Source organism: Natrinema sp. CBA1119, assembly GCF_002572525.1.
In the GTDB taxonomy this organism is placed as follows: domain Archaea; phylum Halobacteriota; class Halobacteria; order Halobacteriales; family Natrialbaceae; genus Natrinema.
This window is the reverse complement of sequence record NZ_PDBS01000002.1, coordinates 226,062-250,099: the sequence shown is the minus strand read 5'-3', so window position 1 is coordinate 250,099 and position 24,038 is coordinate 226,062. Positions and strand designations below refer to the sequence as shown.

General features: G+C 53.7%; 24 protein-coding genes and 6 pseudogenes. 19 read left to right on the top strand and 11 right to left on the bottom strand.

The window, feature by feature from the left end; translation table 11 throughout:
• Positions 1–152 precede the first annotated feature (152 nt).
• Positions 153–713, bottom strand: coding sequence for a transposase (locus CP556_RS21390; RefSeq protein ID WP_255291550.1), 561 nt, complete (start codon positions 711–713; stop codon positions 153–155).
• On the bottom strand, positions 710–1,219 hold the full coding sequence (locus tag CP556_RS21385; protein ID WP_098727686.1) for an IS630 family transposase: 510 nt from the start codon (positions 1,217–1,219) through the stop codon (positions 710–712). Before CP556_RS21385 ends, CP556_RS21390 begins: the two co-directional genes overlap by 4 nt.
• A gap of 89 nt (positions 1,220–1,308) precedes the next feature.
• Here CP556_RS21385 and CP556_RS27630 point away from each other — a divergent pair, with 89 nt between their 5' ends.
• From CP556_RS27630 to CP556_RS26990, 5 genes and pseudogenes are all read left to right on the top strand, one after another.
• A complete protein-coding gene (locus CP556_RS27630) occupies positions 1,309–1,452 on the top strand; it encodes a DUF7563 family protein (protein ID WP_486187786.1) in 144 nt (47 codons plus the stop codon).
• Positions 1,453–1,756: 304 nt separating this feature from the next.
• Entirely contained in the window at positions 1,757–2,035 is a 279-nt protein-coding gene (locus CP556_RS21375; protein ID WP_098727712.1) for a PadR family transcriptional regulator, read from the top strand.
• A 166-nt stretch (positions 2,036–2,201) separates the two neighbouring features.
• A complete protein-coding gene (gene panB, locus CP556_RS21370; protein ID WP_098727684.1) occupies positions 2,202–3,035 on the top strand; it encodes a 3-methyl-2-oxobutanoate hydroxymethyltransferase in 834 nt (277 codons plus the stop codon).
• Between the two features lie 490 nt (positions 3,036–3,525).
• Positions 3,526–3,726 (top strand): annotated as a pseudogene (locus CP556_RS27375) (TrmB family transcriptional regulator); the annotation flags it as partial.
• An 80-nt stretch (positions 3,727–3,806) separates the two neighbouring features.
• Positions 3,807–4,328, top strand: a complete 522-nt coding sequence (locus tag CP556_RS26990; RefSeq protein ID WP_255291549.1) for a DUF7436 family protein — start codon at positions 3,807–3,809, stop codon at positions 4,326–4,328.
• Positions 4,329–4,340: 12 nt separating this feature from the next.
• On the opposite strand, the gene sugE is transcribed toward CP556_RS26990, so the two are convergent.
• On the bottom strand, positions 4,341–4,661 hold the full coding sequence (gene sugE / locus CP556_RS21355; RefSeq protein ID WP_098727711.1) for a quaternary ammonium compound efflux SMR transporter SugE: 321 nt from the start codon (positions 4,659–4,661) through the stop codon (positions 4,341–4,343).
• A 263-nt stretch (positions 4,662–4,924) separates the two neighbouring features.
• Here sugE and folE point away from each other — a divergent pair, with 263 nt between their 5' ends.
• The gene (folE, locus tag CP556_RS21350) at positions 4,925–5,539 is read left to right on the top strand and encodes a GTP cyclohydrolase I (protein ID WP_098727682.1); all 615 of its coding nucleotides are present in this window, start codon (positions 4,925–4,927) and stop codon (positions 5,537–5,539) included.
• Positions 5,540–5,752: 213 nt separating this feature from the next.
• Here folE and CP556_RS26985 read toward each other — a convergent pair.
• From CP556_RS26985 to CP556_RS21335, 3 genes and pseudogenes are all read right to left on the bottom strand, one after another.
• A pseudogene (locus CP556_RS26985) lies at positions 5,753–6,769 on the bottom strand (IS5 family transposase).
• Positions 6,770–6,773: 4 nt separating this feature from the next.
• Positions 6,774–7,358: pseudogene (locus tag CP556_RS21340) on the bottom strand (cbb3-type cytochrome c oxidase subunit I); the annotation flags it as partial.
• A 343-nt stretch (positions 7,359–7,701) separates the two neighbouring features.
• Positions 7,702–8,538 carry a hypothetical protein gene (locus tag CP556_RS21335; RefSeq protein ID WP_098727681.1) on the bottom strand — a complete coding sequence of 279 codons (837 nt, stop codon included), beginning with the start codon at positions 8,536–8,538 and terminating at the stop codon, positions 7,702–7,704.
• 667 nt (positions 8,539–9,205) lie between these two features.
• On the opposite strand from CP556_RS21335, the gene CP556_RS21330 reads away from it, so the two are divergent.
• Together CP556_RS21330 and CP556_RS21325 are read left to right on the top strand one after the other, a co-directional pair.
• Entirely contained in the window at positions 9,206–10,141 is a 936-nt protein-coding gene (locus CP556_RS21330) for an ArdC-like ssDNA-binding domain-containing protein (RefSeq protein ID WP_098727680.1), read from the top strand.
• Positions 10,134–10,352, top strand: a complete 219-nt coding sequence (locus CP556_RS21325; RefSeq protein ID WP_098727679.1) for a HalOD1 output domain-containing protein — start codon at positions 10,134–10,136, stop codon at positions 10,350–10,352. Before CP556_RS21330 ends, CP556_RS21325 begins: the two co-directional genes overlap by 8 nt.
• A gap of 58 nt (positions 10,353–10,410) precedes the next feature.
• Here CP556_RS21325 and CP556_RS21320 read toward each other — a convergent pair whose 3' ends face one another.
• On the bottom strand, positions 10,411–10,581 hold the full coding sequence (locus CP556_RS21320) for a MarR family transcriptional regulator (protein ID WP_098727710.1): 171 nt from the start codon (positions 10,579–10,581) through the stop codon (positions 10,411–10,413).
• 296 nt (positions 10,582–10,877) lie between these two features.
• Here CP556_RS21320 and CP556_RS26190 point away from each other — a divergent pair, with 296 nt between their 5' ends.
• The 4 genes from CP556_RS26190 (at position 10,878) to CP556_RS21305 (ending at position 14,265) form a co-directional block, all read left to right on the top strand.
• Positions 10,878–11,033, top strand: coding sequence for a HalOD1 output domain-containing protein (locus CP556_RS26190; RefSeq protein ID WP_176548284.1), 156 nt, complete (start codon positions 10,878–10,880; stop codon positions 11,031–11,033).
• Positions 11,034–11,492: 459 nt separating this feature from the next.
• Positions 11,493–11,792, top strand: coding sequence for a hypothetical protein (locus CP556_RS25555; protein ID WP_141551735.1), 300 nt, complete (start codon positions 11,493–11,495; stop codon positions 11,790–11,792).
• 450 nt (positions 11,793–12,242) lie between these two features.
• Complete coding sequence (locus CP556_RS26980) at positions 12,243–12,581, top strand: C-terminal helicase domain-containing protein (protein ID WP_255291548.1); 339 nt, start codon at positions 12,243–12,245, stop codon at positions 12,579–12,581.
• Complete coding sequence (locus tag CP556_RS21305; RefSeq protein WP_098727677.1) at positions 12,532–14,265, top strand: hypothetical protein; 1,734 nt, start codon at positions 12,532–12,534, stop codon at positions 14,263–14,265. Before CP556_RS26980 ends, CP556_RS21305 begins: the two co-directional genes overlap by 50 nt.
• 102 nt (positions 14,266–14,367) lie before the next feature.
• Here CP556_RS21305 and CP556_RS21300 read toward each other — a convergent pair whose 3' ends face one another.
• The gene (locus CP556_RS21300; protein ID WP_098727676.1) at positions 14,368–14,640 is read right to left on the bottom strand and encodes a hypothetical protein; all 273 of its coding nucleotides are present in this window, start codon (positions 14,638–14,640) and stop codon (positions 14,368–14,370) included.
• A 499-nt stretch (positions 14,641–15,139) separates the two neighbouring features.
• Here CP556_RS21300 and CP556_RS21295 point away from each other — a divergent pair, with 499 nt between their 5' ends.
• From CP556_RS21295 to CP556_RS27370, 4 genes and pseudogenes are all read left to right on the top strand, one after another.
• Positions 15,140–15,574 carry a TRAM domain-containing protein gene (locus tag CP556_RS21295; protein ID WP_098727675.1) on the top strand — a complete coding sequence of 145 codons (435 nt, stop codon included), beginning with the start codon at positions 15,140–15,142 and terminating at the stop codon, positions 15,572–15,574.
• Positions 15,575–15,685: 111 nt separating this feature from the next.
• On the top strand, positions 15,686–16,246 hold the full coding sequence (locus tag CP556_RS21290) for an SWIM zinc finger family protein (RefSeq protein ID WP_098727674.1): 561 nt from the start codon (positions 15,686–15,688) through the stop codon (positions 16,244–16,246).
• 158 nt (positions 16,247–16,404) lie between these two features.
• Positions 16,405–16,569 (top strand): hypothetical protein, encoded by a 165-nt coding sequence (locus tag CP556_RS26185; protein WP_176548283.1) that lies wholly within the window; start codon positions 16,405–16,407, stop codon positions 16,567–16,569.
• Positions 16,569–16,766, top strand: a pseudogene (locus tag CP556_RS27370) (hypothetical protein). Before CP556_RS26185 ends, CP556_RS27370 begins: the two are co-directional and overlap by 1 nt.
• Positions 16,767–17,308: 542 nt before the next feature.
• Here CP556_RS27370 and CP556_RS21280 read toward each other — a convergent pair.
• Positions 17,309–18,565: an orc1/cdc6 family replication initiation protein gene (locus CP556_RS21280; protein WP_098727673.1), complete on the bottom strand. Its 1,257-nt coding sequence runs from the start codon at positions 18,563–18,565 to the stop codon at positions 17,309–17,311.
• 699 nt (positions 18,566–19,264) lie between these two features.
• Here CP556_RS21280 and CP556_RS21275 point away from each other — a divergent pair.
• The 3 genes and pseudogenes from CP556_RS21275 to sod form a co-directional block, all read left to right on the top strand.
• Positions 19,265–20,089 carry a transposase gene (locus tag CP556_RS21275; protein ID WP_098727672.1) on the top strand — a complete coding sequence of 275 codons (825 nt, stop codon included), beginning with the start codon at positions 19,265–19,267 and terminating at the stop codon, positions 20,087–20,089.
• A 15-nt stretch (positions 20,090–20,104) separates the two neighbouring features.
• Positions 20,105–21,364 (top strand): annotated as a pseudogene (sufB, locus tag CP556_RS21270) (Fe-S cluster assembly protein SufB); the annotation flags it as partial.
• Positions 21,365–21,656: 292 nt separating this feature from the next.
• Positions 21,657–22,199, top strand: a pseudogene (sod, locus tag CP556_RS21265) (superoxide dismutase); the annotation flags it as partial.
• 120 nt (positions 22,200–22,319) lie between these two features.
• Here the strand turns inward: sod and CP556_RS21260 are convergent.
• Together CP556_RS21260 and gdhB are read right to left on the bottom strand one after the other, a co-directional pair.
• Positions 22,320–22,586 carry a hypothetical protein gene (locus CP556_RS21260; protein ID WP_255291547.1) on the bottom strand — a complete coding sequence of 89 codons (267 nt, stop codon included), beginning with the start codon at positions 22,584–22,586 and terminating at the stop codon, positions 22,320–22,322.
• A gap of 150 nt (positions 22,587–22,736) precedes the next feature.
• Positions 22,737–24,038 (bottom strand): glutamate dehydrogenase GdhB, encoded by a 1,302-nt coding sequence (gene gdhB, locus CP556_RS21255; protein ID WP_218011996.1) that lies wholly within the window; start codon positions 24,036–24,038, stop codon positions 22,737–22,739.

The window sequence follows — 24,038 nt, the reverse complement described above, 5'->3', positions numbered from 1 at the left end:
TGTGTGGTTATCTGTATAGTGATAATCAAACGTAAAGCTTCGGATTTTCTCTATCTGCCGTTGTGATTATAGATGGGATATTCAAGAAGATGACTAGCGAAGTGGTCAGTGTAGGGAAACTACGTAACACTCATAGGGCCGGTGACGAATCTTTACCCCTCAGCTGAACAGAGATAGTTCCAGATGTTCGGCTCATCAATTGTATCGATTCCCCTCAGAATGGACTCTTTCAGCGTTGAGAGATCCGGAATCAGCCGGTGCTTGAACCATTCGTAGAGCTGATTCCAACATCCTTCCACCGGGTTGAGTTCGGGGAGTTTTGATGGAAAATACCAGACATCCAGCTTCTCTCCACAAACGCACGAGACCGAACTGTCGCAGACAGTTTCGGTCTCGCGCTCACCACTCACGAACTCCCAGAGATCTCTCGCATAGAAGTAACCCGCACGATCGAGAAATACTACCAATTCCTCGCCAAATTCTCCCTGAAGTGCTTCGAGTAGGCGTATTCCGTGGTGGCGCGTGAGGCTTTCTTCGGTCCAACAATAGAAGCTGTCACCGTCGTCGGTGACAGCGCCGAGCACTGTCACCTTCTCCCAGGAATTTGACGTCTCTATCGTTGGATCCGACCCGATCGGGTACCATCCATGTCGTTGAACGGTGCCCACACGCTTGGTGAACTGATCCACAACAACGACCGTTTTGGCGGTCAATTCGTCGCGTTTTTTTCGACTGTCTCCTGGAAATCCGCTTCTTCCTCGGGGTCGGCTTCGTGATTGCGAGGCCGGGCTGTCCGCCAGGACAGCCCAGCCTCGCTCAAGAGATAGCGTGCATGGCGATCGCTGTACTCAACATCATACTCGCGGGCGACGTAATGCAGGAGGAGCTTCGGCGACCAAGCCTGTTGGTCGTAGCCCAATTCGGTAGGTGAATCTTGGAGCACCTCTTCGAGGTGCTCACGCTGCTCTGTGGTGAGTTTTGAGGGGCCGCCAGGGCGTGGAGCGTCGTACGGAGCCTGCTCGATCGGTTGCTCGGCAAACCGATCGAGCCAATTTCGGATGGTTTTCTCGACAACCCCGTGTCGTTCAGCGAGGGTATCGATCTGCGCACCTTGCTTGCGTCCAATCGCCGCGAGAACGCGTTCTCGCGGCTTCTCCCCTTCCGTTTGTTCGCGCACTTCATGGAGTTCCTCCAGAGTAATATCGTCGAACCGACCCATTTCATCGGATTACCGTCTCGATCGGTAAAGATCTTTAGCCGACCCTATCAAGGATGCTAAATCCTAAACATTGAAACTAATCAATCAATATGACTGAATGTTCCAACTGTGGAAGTCATGTTACCTCAACCTTCGTCCGTGTCTTTGCCGTTGATGAGAATAACGTCCACGGATGTCCCTCCTGTATGACCTACGCCGAGATCTCAGATGGCGAGTCAGCAGAAGAGACGTGACAATTCTCATTGCAGGCTCCTGTGACCAGGAGTAGTCTCTCCAAGAAACGATCCTATGACATCTGAATTCGTTCTTCCAGCTCACGGCCTTGAACACGATCACATCCCAGCTCCTGCTGGACATGCACCACGATTGGCAGTGGCGTTTACTCGAGCGGGGCTCTGTGTTCATGAAGAAGGCAATCCAGACGCATATCTACTGGCGAAAGATCCAGTCGAGATCCAGCGCTGATCGCGGAAGATCGTCGATAGAGTCCCACTGGAAACGGGCAGTTTTATTCTTGTGAGCGAGAAATTCATCCCCATGTATGATCTAACAGCCTTCCAACGCGACTTGCTGTACGTCATTGCTGGCCATGAAGAGCCTCATGGCTTGGCGATAAAAGATGAACTCCAAAACTACTACGAAACAGAGATCAACCACGGACGGCTCTACCCAAATCTCGATACGCTCGTCGAAAAAGGGCTGGTTGAGAAAGGCTCACTCGACAAACGGACGAATTCATATACGATCACTGATCGGGGATACAGAGAACTCGAGGCCCGCCGTGAGTGGGAGAGTCAGTACATCGAAGACGTATAGGCAAATTTGATTGGCTCATTCTCATTTGTCACAATAACAGTAGTTGGTAGTACGGTTTCTTTATTCAGAGTGGGGTGTGAAAATCGCGGCAAGTACAGAAGAAGCACATACCGCTCAGTACAGGTATTATGCTGGATTTAAAGTGGAGTCGTGCGAACTGTCCCCTATGAACCGTGTGTCAATCCCCGACATTCATGAAAAGTATGAAGACGGAGAGAGTTTGACGATGCTGACCGCATACGACGCCCCAATCGCCCGCCAAGTCGATAATGGTGGTATTGATATGATTCTCGTGGGAGATAGTGCTGGAGATAACCACTTAGGGTATGATGACACAGTTCCAGTCACACTCGAGGAGGCATTGTCAAATACAGCGGCTGTTGATCGAGCAGTCAAGAATGCCATGGTGATCGGCGATCTGCCGTTTCTGTCGTACGGTAGTTCCATGGAGGAGTCAGTCAAGAACGCAGGTCGATTTATGAAGGAAGCAGGGGCTGATGCAGTGAAATTGGAAACGGCACCGTACGGAGAGACGTCTATCGAGATCATTGATCGGCTCACTGAACTCGGGATGCCGGTGATGGGACATATAGGACTAACTCCTCAACGCATGAACCAAATTGGTGGAGGATACATACAGGGTAGAGATAGTGAGAACTCAACTACGGTTGAGGCTCTTCTTGATACAGCGCAACAGATTGAGGAAGCTGGGGCATTTTCGCTTGTTCTCGAAGCTGTTACCGAAGAGACTGGCAAGCGTGTTACTGAAGCAGTAGATATTCCGACCATCGGGATTGGTGCAGGTAGATATGTAGATGGACAAGTACTCGTCATAACCGACGTACTGGGTCTTAGTGAAGAATCATACCGCCTCTCAAAGCAGTATGCTGATCTGAATTCGATTATCTGCGAAGCGGTAGAATCCTATGTGGATGAAGTTCAAGACGGTGTTTTTCCCGCCTCTGAGAACGTCTTTGATACTATTGACAAAGAGGATTAGATAGATTATCAACTGATAAGTTTGCACGTGTACATAGCAAACCGCTGCATTACTTTCCAGACGCTCTAGGGAAGAACACTATGTTCAGGAGGAATGCTTATCGTCGGTGTCGTTCGATTGAATGGACAACGACCGATTGGAGACGTGTGAAACAGGAACTTCAGGAAGCGGGCTACTCTGGATTTGAGTTCGAAAGTGGAGACACGGCAATCCCGGGTTTATCGGGGGAATAGGTAGGGGGAAAATTACGTGTAAAGGTAGACTAAAGCGAGAGAATCAACCGCTTTCGATGCGGATTCTCGACACTCTATCAATTAGCGGCGGTGCTGTAGACGCTGACCCGAAGCATGCCCGGAATCCCTTCGTAAACTTGCATCTCAACACGGGTTGGAAGTCGTGATAATTAGTGACGCTAAGGAGATGACCCGTGTTGCCCTCCGTGAACCTTCAGAGTGAAGCGCGTCCACATGTGTAGAGTCGAGAACAGGGTATGCCCACCCTCCGTGATCTCGGGCTCTCTAGTTATGAGGAAAAAGCATATCGGGGTCTACTAACGCTTGGGTCCGGTACCGCCGAAGAAATCTCCGGGGTGAGTGACGTACCGATGGGCCGTATCTACGACGTTCTTTCCAGTCTCGAATCGCAGAACGTTGTCCGTCGTCAGCCAGACCACCACCCACGAACATATGTCGCTGTCGAACCAGACCGTGCTATTGATCGGTTACTCACCGCCCGTATCCGCGTCTTCAACGGCAGCAAACCCAGTATGAAATGGTTGCTGCGGAGGTTCTCGCCCAATTGGAAACCATTGCTCCGATGGAGAGTCGTTTCTGGCCTGCGACCGTCGGTCAGGACGAGATTGCTGAGCTATTGGCTGATCGGCTGGATTCCGCAACCGACAGTCTCGTCATCACTGCAACCACGACCGCTGGCAGGCTCTTCGGCTTTGAGGAAGTGTATGCACGAACGATTGACCGCCTCGCCGATACGCTTGATCATGATGTCAGCGTCCGATTCCTATTCACGAACCAGTTTGTTGAGGAAATGTCTGACTCGCTCGTTGCAGAACTGGATCAACTTCTCAATGTCCACGTGGATTTTGAGCTTCGGACGGCGGCCACACTCTACAACACCTACGATGTCGTCGACGAGCAAAACATCTGCGTATACGTCGCGAATCCATTCAATCAAAACTCGATTCTCGGAACGATTCAGGTGAACGACGAGCAGATGATCTGCTCCGTCCAAGAGCAATGGCAGCCTCAGTGGGAGACTGCAACGGATAATCGATAGACGGTGAACCGGTCAGTGACCAGAGGTAAGTTTCAGTCCGCCGACGCCGGTGATAATGAGACCGATGAAGAGAAATCGCATCACGTTTCGCGGTTCGCCAAAAAGAATGATCCCGGCGATAGCGGTCCCAACTGCTCCGATGCCGGTCCAGACAGCATAGGCAGTTCCGATAGAGAGAGTTCTGACTGCCTGTGCGAGCAATCCCATACTGATAATCATCGCGATAATAATCAACACGCTAGGAACGGGGTGGGTAAATCCCTCTGTGTATTCAAGGCCGACTGCCCACCCAACCTCGAAGACGGCAGCGATGAGGAGGTACGTCCATGACATCGATGAAAACATTCGGGAAATTAGAGATAACGGTTGTCAATTTTGCCGCATCTTGTTGAATGTTTATTGAAATATCTCTGATAATGTTCTCCTTCTGGAAGGTAGAGTTATGTACTCTAGCAATGCACACGTTATCCAGTCTACATATTCTCCCGTTTGGAAGATGAAAGGGTTATCAGGAGCCGGTTTTTATTGCCAAATAACCAGTAGTGAATGAGAGCTTTGAAGAGAATTACTGGCGAAAACACAAACCAATACTCAAAATGACCAACGAACCTTCTCAGTTACCACAGCGTAGCGACGAAGCAAACCATCGTATTGACGAAGAGAAGCTACAAGAAGGTGTCAGACTTCTCCTCGAAGGAATTGGCGAAGATCCTGATCGAGAAGACTTAGTTGAGACATGGAAACGCCGGGTACCAGAATCCCTCATAACTCTCACAAACGGAGAGCGTAATTCATCGAAGCCTACTATGCGGACCTTCAACTCTCACTCTGATGATCTCATTGTTAAGACAGGAATTCCGGTATACTCTCTTTGCGAACATCATCTGCTTCCATTTTTCGGTACAGCAAACATAGCGTATCTCCCAACTGGGCAGGTTATCGGCCTTTCAAAACTTACGCGCTACGTTCGTTGGCGTTCCCGCCGTCTAACAATGCAAGAACAATTAACTTCTGACATAGCTTCTGGACTTGCCGATGAAATTGACGCAGAAATGGTGGTTGTGGAATTAAATGCGACACACCTCTGTGAAGCGATGCGTGGGATTGAAACAAAGAGCATGACTAATACCAGAGCAGTTGTCGGTGAGCCGACAGATACCGAACTGAAGCAATTCCAGTCAGCCATAAATAGGGAACATCAAGGATTTTAGCCTGGGCGGCTCTGTAGAAATTCTCTTCTACAGATATGTTCCGTGTGAATCAGCTGATCCCTAAAGACTGCGTACCTCGAACTAATTCGTTCCTCGTATCTGCCTCCGAAGGCATTCGACGAAATCCTTTTGGTAGTAGTGCTCTCGAATACTAATCATGGCTGGGCTGATCGAAGCAATCGGCTCTGTTGAATCGCTGTAAGGCGAAGGATTTCACTGTTTGACGGCACGTTTGATGTTGTAGACGACACACATCAGAGCAATTTCACGGAACTTTCGATACCAGCTACGCGCTCGCACGGCGTAGCCGAGCGAGCGCTTGACGGCTGAGTTGACGGTTTCGGCCATTGACCGCTGAGCGTACCGATCTTCATCAATGCGGGCGTTGTGTGCGTGATCGTACGGCGCGAAGATCCGGTGCTTGATCAGCGGACGAATGTCGAGTTCACGGAGTCGTTCGCGGAGTTATTGCTTGTCATAGCCCTTATCAGCAGCCAGTAACTGCAGATCGCCCGCGTTCCGGCGGGCGATCTGCTCACAAAGATCCGCGTCACTGCCTTCTAACGTCGTCGAACAGTGAAGGTCGAGTACAGCCTGCATTGCTGTATCGACGAGCTTTGTGACTTTGAGCGTCTGGACGCGATAATTCGTTCGCTGGCAGTAGTGGCGGCTCGCACGATCTCGCCAGCGTGAGCGCCCTGTCTGGGACGAACCGCCGCGAGAACGGCTGCTCCGCGGCGGCTCTTGTCCTTTGTAGCCCGAACAGACTATGCCAGATTCGTCGACTTGCGTCGGTCCATCGATCGTCTGGTCGAGGAGGCTCCAGACGACGGGGAAGCCGCGATGGATCGCGGCTTCCGCCTCCCGAATCGCCATATGAACGGTTTTGTGGGCCCGACCGAGGAACGGCGCGATCTGGTTGATACTGAGCAATGTATCGGCGTAGAGCGTGAACGCGAGAAGCACCTCGCCACTGGAGAGGTACTTCTCGTGAAACGGCGTTCCGTAGGTGTAGACCGGTTTGAAATTGCAGTCACGGCACCACACGCGGTCGAGATGCGGCCACGTTTGAACGGTGGTGTGCCCGCACCGTGGACAGGACGTATTCTCCCAGAATTCCTTGAGTCGCCGCTCGATGCCCGCATCGAGCGGCTCCGTGTCAATCTCGACGACGCCCAACTCGATCAGCTCTCGAAACATCGCGCCGAACGCCGGCTGAGCAGAAGACATACTCCCAGATTATGGCCGGCTCAGTGTAACTATAGGGGCTTTCCGTAGCTCTATACAAGAGCGAGAAGTTTACCGAGCTGAGGGTGACTGAGATGACGAACAGCGTCAACGCGAGGATCGCTGAATTTCCACCCATTATCAGCGTATATCCGGGATTATAGATGGGGATGTTCAACGATGCGTACATATACCAGCCGTTGGCCCATGTGACTCCTTGGAAGAACGAGAGCAGGAGGAGCAGCCCCGAGAACAGGTAAAACCAGTAACTCATGGCGTTCAGACGCGGGAACGCCATATCTTTTGCACCGATTTGCAGCGGAACAACGTAGTTGCCCTAGGCAACTCCGAGTGGTGAAATCACCCAGAAAATCATTAGCATACCGTGCACCGAGACGGCCTGATTGAATTCAGTGTTCGTGAGAAATCCAGTACCTCTAGCCTCCCATAACTGAACACGGAACAACAGCGCAAGGACACCGCCAACGACAATTAAGAACAGAGAGGTCACCAAATATAGAATTCCGATATCTTTGTGATTCGTCGTGACTAACCATCGCTTGATGGTCGTGCGTGAAGGAAGGTCACTCATCGGATAATCACCTTGTTTTGAATTAGTGCCCGTGTGGCGAGACTATCGAGTTCATCTCTTCCAGCGCGACCAGCGCGATTTCCGACGGCTATATTGTCCCCCATTGCCAATATTGTTCTATCGTGGATAGTAAAATAATGCACCTTGCTCTTTCTGGGAGAAAACGTCAATCAACTCTGTACTACAGACAGACATATCTGTAACACTCCTGTTGGATATCGATTAAGCTCGGTTCGCCTGAGGAAGCGGAATTGCTACTCTCTTCCAGTACTCGGCGTCTGAACTTGAAGCAGATGTTTCGACGAGATTTCGTCGCCCAAGCACCACAATCGCAACGAAGTGATCACCCAACGGTGTGTGTCTCTGTCCGTTCAACCTTGACCAACAGCACCGTCCAGTAGATCTCACCGCCGTAGCGTACGAGATAGGGGCCACTTAGGTCGCCCTCTCCATCCTCCTGGAGACCGTGTGCCTGTTCCTGTGGTCGGAACCTGTCTGCCAGCGACCAGAACGCCTGCGGAGGCGTCTGTTCGTGGTCGACGGCGTACTGGTTTTCGTCAATGGCTGTCTGGACAATATCTGTCTCAGCGTCCGAGAGCCCCTCCAGCTCGAACGCCAGTTGATCGCGCATTCGCTGTCCGTATTCGGCGGCGGTCGAGTACTTCTCGGCTGAGTATTCGTAGGTGTTTAGCGTCGTTTTGTGGGAGTTGTCGACGAACCACGCTGCCTCCGAGCCGTCCTCCCAGACGATGTACGAGTACTCCGACTCTGGAACGAGGGCTGATTTCTCATGTTCGGTGTGGGTGTAGAGGATCGATGTCCCAAATCCAAAACTCCTGCCAACGTCCCACCCGTAGGCGGCAAACTTCTCCCTGTCGACAGCCGGGAGGTTGGAGAAATGGACAGCTTCCGATTCGACCACCGTCCCTTGGACAATGTCCATCCGGATCTGGTAGCTCGTGGCCGGTATCTGTTCGGTGATCTCGTGGAAGAGCACGTAGACCGCGTCATCGTAGTAGATGTGTTGGTCTTCTGGGAATGGCGGGTTTATACGTTCGACCGTCGTTCCACCGTCAAGGATCTCGTCTATCAGCTCAACCTGCCGTCGATCAGGACCGTCTTCGGTACCGATTGAATAGAGGGCCCTCGCTGGTAGCTCCGAATCAGTTATAGTCCCCATTCTGAGCGTGGCGGGTTGGTGCTCGGCTCCGCCTTGAGCGGCACCCCTGGTTCCTCCTGGGCTCGTACACCCAGCAAGGGCGGTGACGATTGCAGTCCCGGTCCCACCAAGCAAGTCTCGGCGGGTTAGTTGGCGGTGCAGCCCACCGTTGGACCTGGCTCTTTGAACACCACCAGCCTTCTTGGTCTTGGGTGAGCTTCGAAATAGATTGAGAGAATTCATTGTTTGCAGTATTTTTGGTATCGCTTTAATTACTTGCGGGAGACTGAAAATCCAGGTTTAGCCAACATGCAGGACGCTCTCATGGTGAAGTCTGTATGACGGCTGTCCAGGCCGCAACTGGTGCAAGATTCGTACCCTGTATTCACCTGTAGAAAGATACACAGTGCAGTATAGCTTTTCGTGCCTCAATAAGGGCGGAGACAATACCTAATGAGCAACGTGCCAAAACACTCGCAACACTCGAGCGAACTTTTATCGGCACAGCGTCTCTCCTGAACAAGAGCAGAACGCCAGACGACACGCCGATCAAAGTGGAGAAACCGGCGCCTGCTGACTGACGACTCTCTAGCTGCTCGAGTCCGGCGTATTTTTGAGACCCCCTGAAGGGCGGAGGTCTTCTCGAGTTCAGTACGACTCGATCCGACTCGAGAAGCAGTGATCGAACATGGCTACAAGCAGCAGCTCCCGGGAAACGTTCGACGATTCGGACACCCGGCATGATGAGATGCACAGTACGATCGAAGCATGGATCCAGGATCTCGTCGACGAGGTCGATGACGCCGTCTCGAGCGCGCAGTTCACAGAGTGGTTGGACGTTCAGAGTCGCTTCCACGACTACTCTCACCGAAACACGCTGTTGATCAAACTCCAGTGTCCGCATGCAACGCGCGTTGCCGGCTATCGAACATGGCAAAACGAGTTCGACCGGCATGTGAAAGAAGGGGAGACAGCGATCTGGATCTGGGCACCGATCATTGCGAAGCGATGTCCCAACTGCGGAAACTCGCCCTCGTACCACGAGCGCAGTGACTGTGAATACGATGAAACCCCTCCGGACAGCTGGGAAAGGGGACTCGTGGGATTTCGACCTGCGCCCGTCTTCGATGTTTCGCAGACTGACGGCGAGCCACTGCCCGACCTCGAGACCGAAGCAAAGGGACAGGCTGACGAGTTGGTCCCCGCACTCCTTGAGGCAGCAGACACACTGGAAGTAGACGTAGAGGTCGTATCACCCCAGGACTGGTCGCATGGGAGTGCCAAGGGTGTCTGCCAGTATCGGCCAGCGGAACAGCCACACGTCGACATCCATGATCGTGAGAACGAGGCAGATCTCGCTGTCACGCTCGTTCACGAGTACGCACATGCGCTGTTACACAGTGGCGTCGACGACGAGGCTGAGCGATCGAAACGTGAACTCGAGGCCGAAGCGGTCGGTTACATCGTTGGACGGCACTTCGAGTTGGATACGAGCGGCTCAGTGTTTTACCTTGCCGCGTGGCACGGAGAAGAGCCGGAGACAATTCTCGACCGGCTTGAACGGATCAGTTCGACCGCCCAGGAGATCATCGACGTCGTCAGCGAGATGACCGACAATGAGTGATCGACCGCTTTTGCTCGAGATCATCACTGCACTCGAGGAACAGGGCCTCGATCGAGGCGAGTACCAACTACAGCGGATGATCGACGTCGAAGCCCTCGAGCGGGTCGTGGATTCGACAGGCCCACAGACTGATCTCGAGATTCGGTTCTCGGTTAGTGAGTTCCGCGTGGTAGTGACACCATCCGATGTGGCCGTACTTGAGACTTCGTAGAACAGGCTACCAAGACAAGGGCGTCAAAGGATCCCCAGAAGTCCACGAGGACTATGGACTACTCCACAAGCGAATAGAGCTTCTGACGGGCGTCTCGAAAGGACACTTGTTGCTCAACTAATTGCTCTTCTTCAAGCCGAGAGATCGCATATCGAACAGTCCGAGATGAGAGCCTGGTCTCCTTGACAAGTTCCTTCTGTGTGCACTCTCCCTCGAATTCCAGCGTCATGTGGACCAACTTCGCACTCGATGGCAAGTCCTCGAGCCGTTGTTTTGCGCTGCTCACTGTCTGTAGTACTACTTCAGAGTAGACACTATAGGTCGTTTCGCTTTGGCAGTCGAAGCGCTTAGTTGATTTACACGCGAATAGAATGGACGAGAGCGAGTTTGAGGAAGCAACCTAAGAGGAGGTCGATATGGTGATGGAGGAAGCCAAGGATGACGCCGATATCGTGGTCGGACTTGACCACCATGATTATTAGCAAGCATCCACCAGATCGCCGATATTTTTATGTGAGGTAGTCTATGAGCATTCAGACAACCAGTGAGCTCTCTTCTATCGATATCGTCCAGGAAGTTGCGAAACAGACAGGTCGGGATCCAGTAGAACTTCCTCCGCTCTACGACTACATCGATCCGAATGTACTCGATTCACTCTTCACTGGATCACAGTCGGGCTAGATCGAGTTTATGTATATATCATATCGTCGTCTCCTTCAGTAACCACCAGACGCTTCAAAACATCCCCCCATAGCTCTCTACGCCTTTGTTATCTCGTCCGTAGTAGTTTCTTGAACCCGGCTGGATGAAAATATCTGAGTATCCTACACGCAGTCAGTTGGTTCGATATCGTGTGCGAGGACGTAGCTCCACGAATCGCTGGTGGGCGTGGCCGGCGTCTCGAATTGCGTCGTACAGCGACGGCGGGACCAGGAAGGAAAGACCGACCATGATTCCGACGTGGGTCCAATAGTCCAACAGCGTCTCGAGACGACGGAGCAGTTCGACCGCTTGCCCGGACAGGGCGGTTTCCTCAATCTGGAGTCTCTACCAGCACAAGGGTCGGGGCATCCGCCTCGTACCGTCTGTGAACAGATGGACGCCGGACACTCTTATACGAGCATCGTGAGTCTCTCCATAATGAGTGATGCATCGGCCACGTTATATCAGCTGACGGCACCTGTTGATGTCCCTGCTGCGCTTGACCGGCAGGAAATCGACTATCTCACCGTACAAGCGGATCGACTGCTCGTCATCTTTCGAAAGGCCGTTATCAATATCGAAATTTGGGAAGGAACTCTGGAGACCACCAGACGGGCAACGATTGACGTGCTTGACACAGCACCCGGATCAGCGGGTACTGAAGACCAACTCATAGACCAGTTTCTGGAACAGCTGGAAACGGCAACAGGAACGGAGTGGCGTGACCTCTCTTCGTAGACCAGAGCGTGTTGAGCGGTATCATGGACTTCGCTTTCTCAGAGACGATTACTATGATCATCGGCGGTACTCAGGCTCAATCTTCGACACAGCGAACACCGTTTCAATCACTTCCTGCGCTAGTTCTGCGACGGAACCAAACTATATTGGAAGCATGATTTTTCTCCTTTGAATACATGCGTTAGAGTGCAGCTGATCCAGACAGATGTCGGATCCCGCTGCACACACAGTTGGCCGCTCACTCGCGGCCACTCGTGGACATCATTCGAACGCCGTTGCAGTTGGGTTCGTACTCTTCAACTGCGCCGAAATCGGAGTCATTGAGACAGACACAGCCTAAGAAAGCGGAATTCGAGAAAAGTTAGCAGTGCAACTTGATTCTGGAAGAGTCATCACAGTTGATGCGATGATTCATTCCGGGGGAACGAAAAAGTCGCAATCGTCATTTCATTGGTTCGGAGTAATGCAGCGGGCGAGACAGGCTTCCTTGAGCGTCCCCTTGATGGTCCTCGACGGTTGAACGTCGTGATGATTCGCACCCAACGGTTCTGTGTGATCGTTGGCGACTGGTATACGTTGCGTTCATCCCAGACGGCACCGACGAAGACACTGACCTGTACGACGATCTCTACTCATTCCTCGAGAATACCGGAAGACTGCGCCAAGTCGAACCGGATTTCATGCCTGTTTCCAAGTGACCGCACGGTTCGGTTTCTATGGTGCCACAGGGGTGGACACCATGACAGAACATCCGACGTTATCGGAGTTCGCCACAAACGAAGCGACTGACTCGAGGCCGGCCAGTCAGCCATCGACCGAGAAGACCGTGACAATGACCGCTGACGAGCGGGTCGCAACGTACCTTATCGAAGATCAGATGGCGGATCTCACAGACGCGATCCGTGAAGCGGTCCAAAACGGCATCGACAGTCCTGGGTCATCCCGTGTGCTGGTCAGTATCTCGCCTGAACGATCGCTCATCCTCGATGACGGCGCTGGTGTTGACCTCGAATCGACCGAAGGGCGACGCAACCTCTCAGTGCTGGGTTCGGGAAGCAAGCAACGGTCGGACGACGAGACGATCGGCGAGTGGGGCATCGGCAAGGGTGCGATCATCGCGAAGGGTGCCGTTCGTATCTGGAGTCATGGCACCGCACTGTGCTTTGACTACCGAGATCGACACGACTCGAGGCCGTGGGCAGACGTCAGTGGGCGCGATGGCCAACTCGTGGATGCTGAGCATCATCTCGAGGGGATGCTCGTTGAGATCGATCACTACGAAGACGAGGTTCCAGATCCGGACAGTTACCGCTGGCGGCGCTACGTTCGCGATCTTCGCAAGCGCTTCGCGTACGTGCAGTCACGAACCGGCGTCTCGGTCGTAATCAACGGCGAATCGGTCGACAAGGGTGATCCACTCGAGGCAGTGGCTGACTCGCCACATCCGTCGCTCACACGCGAAACTGACGATGCGACTCTCGCACTCGAGTACACACCCCACGAGGGGCTCGATATCTACAGTAATGGCCTGTACGTGACGACGAAACGCGAATACGGACTCGGCGGGGTTGTCGTCTCGAAGGGAAACTTGACGCTGAACTTTGCCCGCAACGATATCCAGTCAGGCTGTGACCGCTGGCAGCGGATCAACAACGCACTTGAGCAGGCTCGTGACGATCTGTATGTGGACGTCTCGGATGACCGGCTGACTGCTGAGAGTCGGGAGGTAATGATCGAGGCGATGGAATCCGAGTCGTCGGACGAGCAGTGGGCCGATCGCAAACTGTTCCAATTAGCGACTGAGTCCCGTATCAGCCTCGAGGAGATCCAGGCGGCCCCGAAAATCGGGTGGGTCGGCGATGCCGAAAAAGGCGCGGACAAACTCGTCGAGCGTGGTTACGTCGTCCTCGATACGAGTGATTCGGCGACCCAGCGGCTTCGCGACCTCGCCACTGACGAGGATACATCGATAGCGGTGCCAGAGACGTTCGATGTTGGCGAACAAGCAGAGTCAGAAGGTGTCTGGACGTGCTATCATCGCATCGAGGACGAATCACAGTTGAACGCTGATCAGCGGCGCTATCTCCGCTTCGCTCGGGTGCTCGCAAAGGAGCTTGGGATTGAGCGAGACGTGTACTACGGTGAGGCGAGTGTCGATGCCTGGACTGATGGCAGGACGTACATCGTGATCACCGACTCGGCAGTGACGAGCCGCCAGCGTGCAGTCTGGATGCACGACCTGTATCTCGTGGTGTTGCACGAAGCCGCTCACGAAACCTCGAGTCGTGATCGGCCTTCTCATGGGCATCACTTCGAGAGTACGTTTCGGTCGCTTGTTGAGGATCCAGGAAATCGAAGTTCGTTCGCTGAACTCGTCCAGCAGATCGTCGACGAAGGATTCGAATCCGTATTCGACAAGTATGAGGTAGATCTCCAGCGGAGCGAAGGCGTCTCCTCTGGCCAATTTCGATAATGGGGTGGCGAGGTGGAAGACCGACTCGAGTCGAGTGCAATGGCTCGAGGTCGGCATAGTGTGTTGATCTATCGATACGCAGGATAGCTCTTCGAAGAGCCGTCAACACTGCTCTTCTGGGGATGTGATCCGAAGTTCGTTCTCGACTTCGTAGAAGTAGCCTCGTTCGAGGAGCCGAGTAAGGGCGTACTCAACGTCCCGTTGCTCGAGTGCCAGCTCTGAATCGGCGACTAGGATGTCGGTGGCATCGTCGTAGTCGATCAGCGGAACACTGTCTTCTCCCTGGTCTGGCCGACATGCCTGCGTACACAGCCGGTCGTAGCACTCGAGAATCCACTCCGGAAGTGGTGGCCGTGGATCTGTAATGCCAGCCATCGTAGTTCTGTATGGCAGTTTTGATGGACAGGCGTTTAACAGTATCCGTCGAATCCACTTCTCTCACAGGAACAGTGTACTTCCTTGTTGGATTGAACTGACTATTTCTACCACGTTGTTGAGCGGCGCGGAGAGACAGATGTCGAAGGTATTCCTGAACGCAGCAAAGCGTCACTGCAGGCCGGTCTCAAGTTCGTCGACAGCTTCCTTCAAATTTGATATCACGCAACAAGAGCGACTTAGCAGATTTCCTTACCGAGCTTCCGAGCATCCTCGAAGAATACCAAGTCATCATGTCCATGGCAGAGATCGATGTCAATACTGCACAATTCGAACAGAATTACAAGAAGATCAATTTCTAATCTCCTTCTTTATTAACTTTTTAAGCGGGGTGTGTCTACTATTGAGCAAGCAGACGATGCAATCCACGTCTACGAGGACCAGCTTTGTGAAGTACTGAAACTTACTTGTCCCGTGGGAACTGAACACTAGAAACTCAATGGTCGAGATTCCCGATTCCCTTTGCTCTCTGTTCAGCGCCCCAATCGAAAAACGAAATGGAACATACGTTGTTGAAGTTCTCTTGAGTGAAGTTGATCATGAAGCGGTGTCAGCTGACGAAACATATCGTGTAGCGATTCTTGAGTCACCAGCTTCGACAGAGTCATCGATGCAACAAGAGTCACAGCAATCTCCTTCTCGGGAAACCGTGAACCGTGCCCCATCGGGACCTCCTGTCGAGGAAGGTGAGGTACGTACTGTAACAATCGAGACTGTCGGCGATCAGGGCGACGGCATTGCAAAAGTCGAACGTGGTTACGTCGTGATCGTCCCTGACGCCCAACCTGGTGACGAGCCCACCGTCAAAATCGAGCAGGTTCAGAAGAACGTCGCGTTTGCGAGTATTGTCGATAGCGGCCCGAGAGCATTGTGAAAGACCAGCCAGATAGCCGAGAGCTTGATCTGTTCTCCTAATCTGCTTACGCCGGTAATCTTTGTGCGCCAGTAGGAGTGAGGCGCATGTTCGTGTGCCTCGAGGCCACGAATGAGTACAAATCGACCACCCGAGAGCGACCCGCATCGAGATCAACCGACAAACGAGCACACGAGCGACCGCGATCACAGCTATCCAGGAGACATTGCCCGACTGAACGGACACGAACTTGTCGCGATCGACGAATGGCTGCCGGGCGCAGAGCCAACACCGTACGAACTCAATCTCACTGATGGCTACGAGTATCGTACACGGTACTGGCGCTGCAGGAAGTGTGGCCAAGAACGCAACCGTCGCGACGAGTTCACTATCCCCTGCGACAACCGCCAGCCAGCGACTGCACTCGAGGCAGGTGGCTACTCGATCGACGACCCACGAACTCGCCGTGCACTGAACGAGAAGTTGGACGTCTGCTCTGCGACAGTGGGCCCGCTCTACGAGGTCAAGAGTGAAAGCGGGAACACCTACAAGGTCGATATTGAGGCAACAACGTGTACCTGTCCTGATTTCGAGCAGCGCCAGCCAGACGATGGCTGCAAGCATCTTCGCCGAGTCGACCTCGAGATCCGGACGGGACTTGTCCTTGCGCCGGATGGCACGTTCAGCCACTGACTGTGGAGTGATCTCGTCACCCGAGACGGTTTGTAACCCCCGAAAGGGGTGCGGGGGCTCGAAAGGAGCCCACCGCAGCAACCCATGAGACAACGAGAGACAGCAATCGCGTCGACGAACATTGAAACAACTCGGTTCCGGAACCGAGGAATCGCCAGATGACTGACCGCGATGAGTGTCGGATGCCGACGTGTTCGGAACCTGCTCGCGATCGGACAGGGTATTCTGGTCGGTTCTGTTCGGACAGCTGTGAGGTCCGCTACGAGCACCTCCAAGCGGACGCTCGAGATGCTGCAGTGGACGAAGCCGAGAATCGGTACTGATGCTCGAGCAGATCGATCACCGTGACAAGCGCTTCACGATTGGTGACAAGGACGTTGTCGACGACGCTCGTGAACGTTGTCGGCGAGCCAAACCGCTCGAACGGCAGGCTCAGTGATAGATCCGTGAGCTCGAGCGTGCGAAAGCAGTCGCCGGATCAACGGGTACAAATCCAGATGTTGAGGTACTCGAACGATGATATCGAACATTTCGGATCTACAGACAGTATAGAAGAAAGCTCAGAACATAGACCCAGAGGAGATATAATGCCACTCAAAGCACTGGAGGGCGGTTCGTTCAGCATGGTTCACGTCTGATGCTGAACGAATTATCAATAAACTAGATTAGTGCTCATCACACCACTACAAAGAGCTGCCGACAACTACAGTCAAAATTTCGAACTGATAACTAGTTTGATAGTTCCCCATCCATAGCTTCGGAAACGGTGGGGGGGTGTTTTGGACGAAACCACAATAGCCGATGCAATCTGTTTGTTCAATAGTCACGGGGCTAACCAATATCAGTAATAATTGAATTGTCCCACGCAGAATTATTACTAGAGTTGTTTATCATAGTACACTTAGATGCGGCACAGATATACGTGAGCAGCTTTTATGAACCATACCAATTGGTGACAGGTCTTCTCCGGAATCTCCGGAGCTCTTAAACGAGTCCGGACCCTCCGTCGTTTCCGGAGCTTTCAGCGACCATCGAACTGTTCCAATCACCGAAGCCCCGGACTCAATAATCAGAAATATCTGACTGAAGGAGATTGTTGTCATTAGCCATTGAGTGAATGATGTTTGCCACCTCTTTAAACCGGTTCGTCGAGAGAAGAACCTCAAGAACTGCGTTTAGCGGGACATCAAGCTCGTACTCGTGATAACGGCCGGCCGAGAGCCCTTCGTTCCGTTCATAGACGTTAATGAGCCCAAGCATGTTCATATCTGAAAGGTGATCGCGAACACGCCGTTCGCTCACACTATCAGCATCAAGTCTATCACATATCTTTATATACCGTTCGTAAAGATCTCGAGACCGGACAGGAACTTCGTTGAGCGCCTGGCGATAAGCGAGTGCACAGAGGACTGCGTGCCCCTGTGTCGTGAGTTCTTGCATCCCTTCATAGAGTTGGTTCTTCTCGAGTTCGTCTTGTGCATCCCGGACGTGCTCCTCGGTCACGATATCGGCATCTTCAGCCTGAGCCAGTTCTCCAGCTTCACGAAGTAGACGGATCGCCTGTCGGGCCGATCCAGTGTCCTGAGCGGCAAAGGCTGCACAAAGCGGAACCACGTCTCCATCGAGGATGCCATCATAGAACGCTTTTTCAGCGCGTGGTTCGAGAATCGAGCGCAGTTGGTTCGCGTCGTATGGCGGAAAGAGGATTTCTTTTTCAGCGAGTGTGTCCTTGACCTTCGGCGAGAGATTATCCCGGAACTGGAAGTCATTGCTGATACCGACGATCACAGGGCGAACGTTGCTGACATAACCGTTCGACCGCGCTCGAGGAAGTCCATAGAGAATATCATCGGAGTCACCGATGTTGTCGATCTCGTCAAGGACAATCACAACAGTACCACCGAGTGCATCGAGTTCTTCGTAGAGGATATCGAATACACGTTGCTGGGAATAGCCGGTGGTACTGATGCGATCTCTGTTCTGGCTTTCACGAAGCTCATTTACGAGTGCGACTGCGACCTGGTAAGACGAGGAAAGATTCTCACAGCTGACCCAGACGGTTGAGAGATCAACGTCATCGTACTCGGCAGCATCGTTCTCCAAGTGCGATAGCATAAATTTGGTCGCGACGGTTTTTCCTGTTCCCGTCTTCCCGTACAGGAAAATGTTCGATGTCGGGCGGTTATCGATGATGGGTTGGAGAGCTCGTTGATATTTCTCGAGTTCCACATCCCGTTCACGGATATCCTCAGGCTCATACGAGTCGTCAAGTGGTTCGGCATCCGCGAACACTTGACGATCCCGCTGGAACATCCCCATGAGAGATTACAATACAACATGACATGATAAAGCCACCGCTTCCTAAGCTTCCGAAGCGTCCTAAGCTCAGATGCTTATAAACCAACCCCACACCATCACTTCCTAAGCTTTCGTTCTTTATAATACACCCTCACTCCATTGTTTCCGGAGCTTTCGTTTGAAAAGGTACTCCCTCTTTTCGACGATGGTCTAGCAAAAGACAAAGCTTTAAATAAAAGTGAATGAAACAGTAACCGTACTGTCGGAGCAACTTCATCATGAATATATTATATGTTATTTTTTAGTGGTTCACGCTATGCGATTCATGGAATCTTCCGGTGATATAGACCTCTTTTCTAGGACCACCACCTCCTTTGTTTGAGATAGCTCCGGAAACGGTGGAGTGTGGGTTCTCGGAACGCACCATTAGCAAAAGCTCCGGAAACGGTGGAGTGTGGGTTCTCGGAACGCACCATTAGCAAAAGCTCCGGAAACGGTGGAGGGTTGTCGTCTCTCCTTCACCGTACCATTCGCCATCACTCCCGTAACACTGCAGATCTGTTCCAATCTTCTCAATGAGTATCGCCAAGTGAACTACCCTGCCTACTCACTGCCTTCAGCGGCTTCTTGAGGGCAAGAATATAGTGCTCTATTGAAAACAGCGGACGGCGACGGGATTAGTCCGTAATGATTTGAGGGAATGAGGTCGAGAAGCCGATTATGGCAGTCGCACTCCTCGACTTCGTTGGAAAGGGACTCCATGCAGCTAAACAAGCGTTAGGGAATCGAGCGGGGAGGCCCGCCTCCGGCGGGCTTCCCCGCGAGGCTCACATCGTCGCTCACTGTCTTCGTAAGGAAGAAGGCCACACGTTCACTGAACTCGTCGATCGGCTCGGTCTCATGCCTGAGGTGTGCGAACGTCTTGGGCTCCATCCGGACGCGTTGCCTGATCCAACGACGTTCTACCACTCACTCGATCGGTATGCGATGTACGTTTGGCGGGCGTTGCTGCGCGTTTCAGCGCAGCAACACCGCCAGTCCGGACACGTCGCCCTAGATAGCACATTCTTCGAACGCAAGCAAGCCTCGCAGTACTACCTCCAGCGGCGAGATCGAACGGTTAAGACGATCAAAGCGACGACACTGACTGATACAGAGTCTCTGGCGGTGCTTGACGTTCATTGCTGCATTGAGCGAGAGCACGATACGAAGGCTGGCCCGCGGGTCGTCCGCCGGAACGCGGACGACCTGCGGGCCGTAGTCGCCGATAACGGCTTCCAGGACTGGCACACCGAATACGAGCTATCTGGGCTAAATCTCGACTACCTCGTTCATCACCGTGGGTCGACACCGATGGCTGCTGCGCATAACGCACTCAACCGGGCCAGCGGGTACACGCAACGATGGATGGCAGAAACGTCCTACTTAACCACGAAGCGAACGCAAGACTCCGCCTTGCGTTCGCGGTTCTGGTACCGACAGTTTCGAGAGATCATCCTGATGTTCGCTCTTCACAACATCAAACTGACCGCTGAAAAACTATGATCCTACCGCCGTACCGCATTTTCAATAGAGCAGAATATGCCGGTTCCGACGGACTGGCCGGGGCAGCCCGACCTCTCGGAGGTTGACGTCGCCGAAATCATCCCCTACATCCGGCCGGACGTTGACGTCCGCGGCGCCGTCGACGACTGGGATGAGCTCCCCGAGGACATCAAGGACACCTTCGACAAGCTCGGCATCCCCGAGGCCGAGAAGAACGCTCTCTCCGGCGTCGGCGCCCAGTACGAGTCCGAAATCGTCTACCAAAACATGAAGGATCAGTGGGAAGAGAGGGGCATCGTCTTCATGGATATGGACAAAGCGGTCCAGGAGCACCCCGATATCGTCAAAGAGTACTTCATGACGAAGTGCGTTCCGCCGAGCGACAATAAATTCGCCGCGCTCCACGGTGCGATCTGGTCGGGCGGCTCCTTCGTCTATGTTCCCGAGGACACGGTCGTCGAGATGCCCATCCAGGCGTACTTCCGGATGAACTCCGAAGGGATGGGCCAGTTCGAGCACACGCTCATCGTCGCCGAAAAGGGCTCGGAAGTCCATTACATCGAGGGCTGCTCGGCGCCGAAATACTCGGAGTTCAACCTTCACTCGGGCTGCGTCGAAGTGTTCGTGGACGAGGGCGCGCACGTCCAGTATTCGACCGTGCAGAACTGGTCGAAAAACACCTACAACCTCAACACCAAGCGTGCCATCGTCGAGGCAGACGGCACGATGGAGTGGGTGTCTGGGAGCATGGGCTCGAAGGCAACGATGCTCTACCCGGCCACGATCCTCAAGGGTCCGGGTGCGACGGACAACCACATCACCATCGCCTTCGCTGGTGAAGATCAGAACATCGACACCGGCGCGAAGGTCTACCACAACGCACCGAACACCAAGTCGACCATCGAATCGAAGTCTATCTCGAGAGACGGCGGCCGTACGAACTACCGCGGCCTCGTCCACATCGCCGACGGCGCCGAACATTCCTCCACGTCGGTGGAGTGCGATGCGCTGATGTTCGACAACGAGTCCACCTCGGACACCATGCCGTATATGGAGATCAACGAGTCGAAGGTGGATGTCGCCCACGAGGCAACTGTCGGCAAAATCGGCGACGAGGACGTCTTCTACCTCCAGTCCCGTGGCCTCGGCGACGACGACGCCAAGCAAATGATCGTCGCGGGCCTCATCGAGCCCATCACAGAGGAACTGCCGATCGAGTACGCAGTCGAACTCAACCGCCTCATCGAACTCGAGATGGAGGGGAGCCTCGGGTGAAGAAGCCCTTCCTGAGACCACCCATAAATCAGGTGTAAAAAGTCGATCGGAATCCCACGGCTCTGTTGAAGCCCTCGTGCAGTCGTGGGGTTTCGTATAGCGGCTCGTTGCTGGTGCTTTGGTTGTGAGTAGCGAGGAGGGCACCTCTACCGAATGTCAGCGAAAAAGGATTTCAACAAGGCCAATCCCACAGAAATATCTGGTCACAGGGAACATGTTGGCGCCGCGCGGTGCCCACTCTCTTCGACATTCAGCCGCCGCTCACGCATTCAACAATCTCCCTCGCAAGAGCGCCGAGCAAGTGTTGACGTGGCACCACGATACCCACCATCAGGGCTATGTGAAAGGCCTGGATAGCGCCGAAAAGACGCTGGCGGAGAACCGCGAATCAGGCGACTTCGGTTCCTCCGGAAGCGCGATGCGCAGCGTCACTCACAACGGCTGTGGCCATTATCTCCACACACTGTTCTGGAACAATATGTCGCCCAACGGCGGCGGCGAACCGTCCGGCGATCTCCGTGAACGCATCGAAGACGATTTCGGCTCCTACGAGGGCTGGAAAGGAGAGTTCGAAGCCGCCGCGAGCGCCGCTGGTGGCTGGGCTCTCCTAGTGTACGATCCAGTCACCAAGCAGCTGCGCAACGTTGTGGTCGACAAGCACGACCAGGGCGCGCTCTGGGGCGCTCATCCCGTCCTTGCGCTCGACGTCTGGGAGCATTCCTACTACTACGACTACGGCCCGGATCGGGGAAGCTTCATCGATGCCTTCTTCGAGGTCGTCGACTGGGAACACGCGACCGAGCAGTACGAGAAATCCGTCGATCACTTCGAATAGGATTATCCAGATCACCAGGCTGAGTAGGCGGCGTGCTTCGGAGTCGTCCGAGACAGCAAAAAAAGCCGTCTCGTGATGACGAGGGAGCAGATCTCTCGAACCACTTGCCCTCGAGGCGGTTCACACTATAGCGCTCCACACATCAATGAGCCACGCTTGCACAGGATTGGATGTAATTCGCATCGTGGCTGCGCCAAAGCCAAAGGCGATCAAACTCATCAGTATAACAAATTCCGCGTTTGCATTCTTCGTATCAAGAAGGAGTGTGAGTAGCGTGAGTGTCCCGGACATCGCACACATGAAAGCTCCCGCCAAGAAGCTCGACACAATAAAGAAGGGATCGGTAAAGCTCATCACGCCGAATTCAGGATCGTAGATGCCAATCACGCTGAGTGTAAACCCGATGAATAGATACCCGAATAACCAAACAACTACAGCAGTGGTACCGAGCGATGACAGTCGGAATATCCGAAATAGTCCTCGTTCAAGCGGAGTGGATGGCTGCCGAGTTCGCTTGAGTGGAGGATGACCCATCTGTTACGGCCACAACCCCCGGGCCTCGTGAGCCTCAGCGATTCGAGAAAGCGCGACGATGTAGGCTGCATCACGCCAGGTGACATCACGGCTTTCGAACTCTGCTTGGACGTCACGCCAGGCGGCCTGCATCTCTGTTTCGAGTTCATCATTCACTCGTTCGAGCGACCAGGCTCGACGATTAATGTCTTGGAGCCACTCGAAGTAGCTCACCGTAACTCCACCGGCGTTGGCGAGAATGTCGGGGATCACTGCAACATCACGTTCGGCGAGCATCGAATCTGCTGTCGAGGTGGTCGGACCGTTTGCTCCTTCGACGACGAGATCCGCAGCAATCGCCTCTGCGTTTTCTTCCGTAATAACGTTCCCCAGAGCTGCGGGAATGAGCACGTCGACGTCGAGCGTGAGTAGCTCTTCGTTTGAGATCAGGGTATCCGCGTAGTCGGTGACGGCTTCCGGCTCCTCGTCGTGCGAGGGGACCGAAGCCGTATCGATCCCCTCTGGATCGTACATCGCTCCGTTGACGTCGCTAATCCCGACGACCGTCGCTCCCCATTCGTCAAGCAGTCGGGCAGCATTTGCGCCGACACTTCCATATCCCTGTACTGCTACCGTCGTCTCCTCGAGTTGACGGTCGTAGTACTCGCAGACGAGTTGTGTGATGATCGCCACGCTCCGTCCGGGGGCTTCTTCACGGCCTTTACTGCCGCCGACGACCGGCGGCTTTCCGGTTACGACGCCCGGTGTCGTCTCGCCTTCTTGCATCGAGTACGCGTCCATCAGCCACGCCATCGTCTGTGGATCCGTCCCCATGTCTGGGGCGGGAATATCCTTGTTGGGACCGATGACGGTGCGAATCTCTTGTGCAAACCGCCGGGTGAGCCGCTCTTTTTCCGCCGAACTCAGCTCTTTCGGATTGACGGCGACGCCACCTTTGGCACCGCCGAACGGGAGGTCCATAACCGCACACTTCCAGGTCATCCACATGCCGAGTCCGACGCATTCATCTCTGGTCACTTCAGGGTGGTATCGGAGCCCTCCCTTATATGGGCCTCTGACGCTATCATGTTGGGCTCGGTATCCCGTAAAGACCTCAACTGTGCCGTCATCTCGTTCGACTGGGACGGTAACCTCATGGACTTTTTTCGGGTGTTTGAGCCGTTCGACGACATGCTGGTCAATACTGAGGTGGTCTGCGGCATGGTGGAGCTGCCGGCGTGCCGTTTCGAGCGCCGATTCCGGTTCCGTAGATTGTACTGTCGAATCCTCTGTCTTGTCGCGGTCTCTCTCGGAGTTGGGTGACAT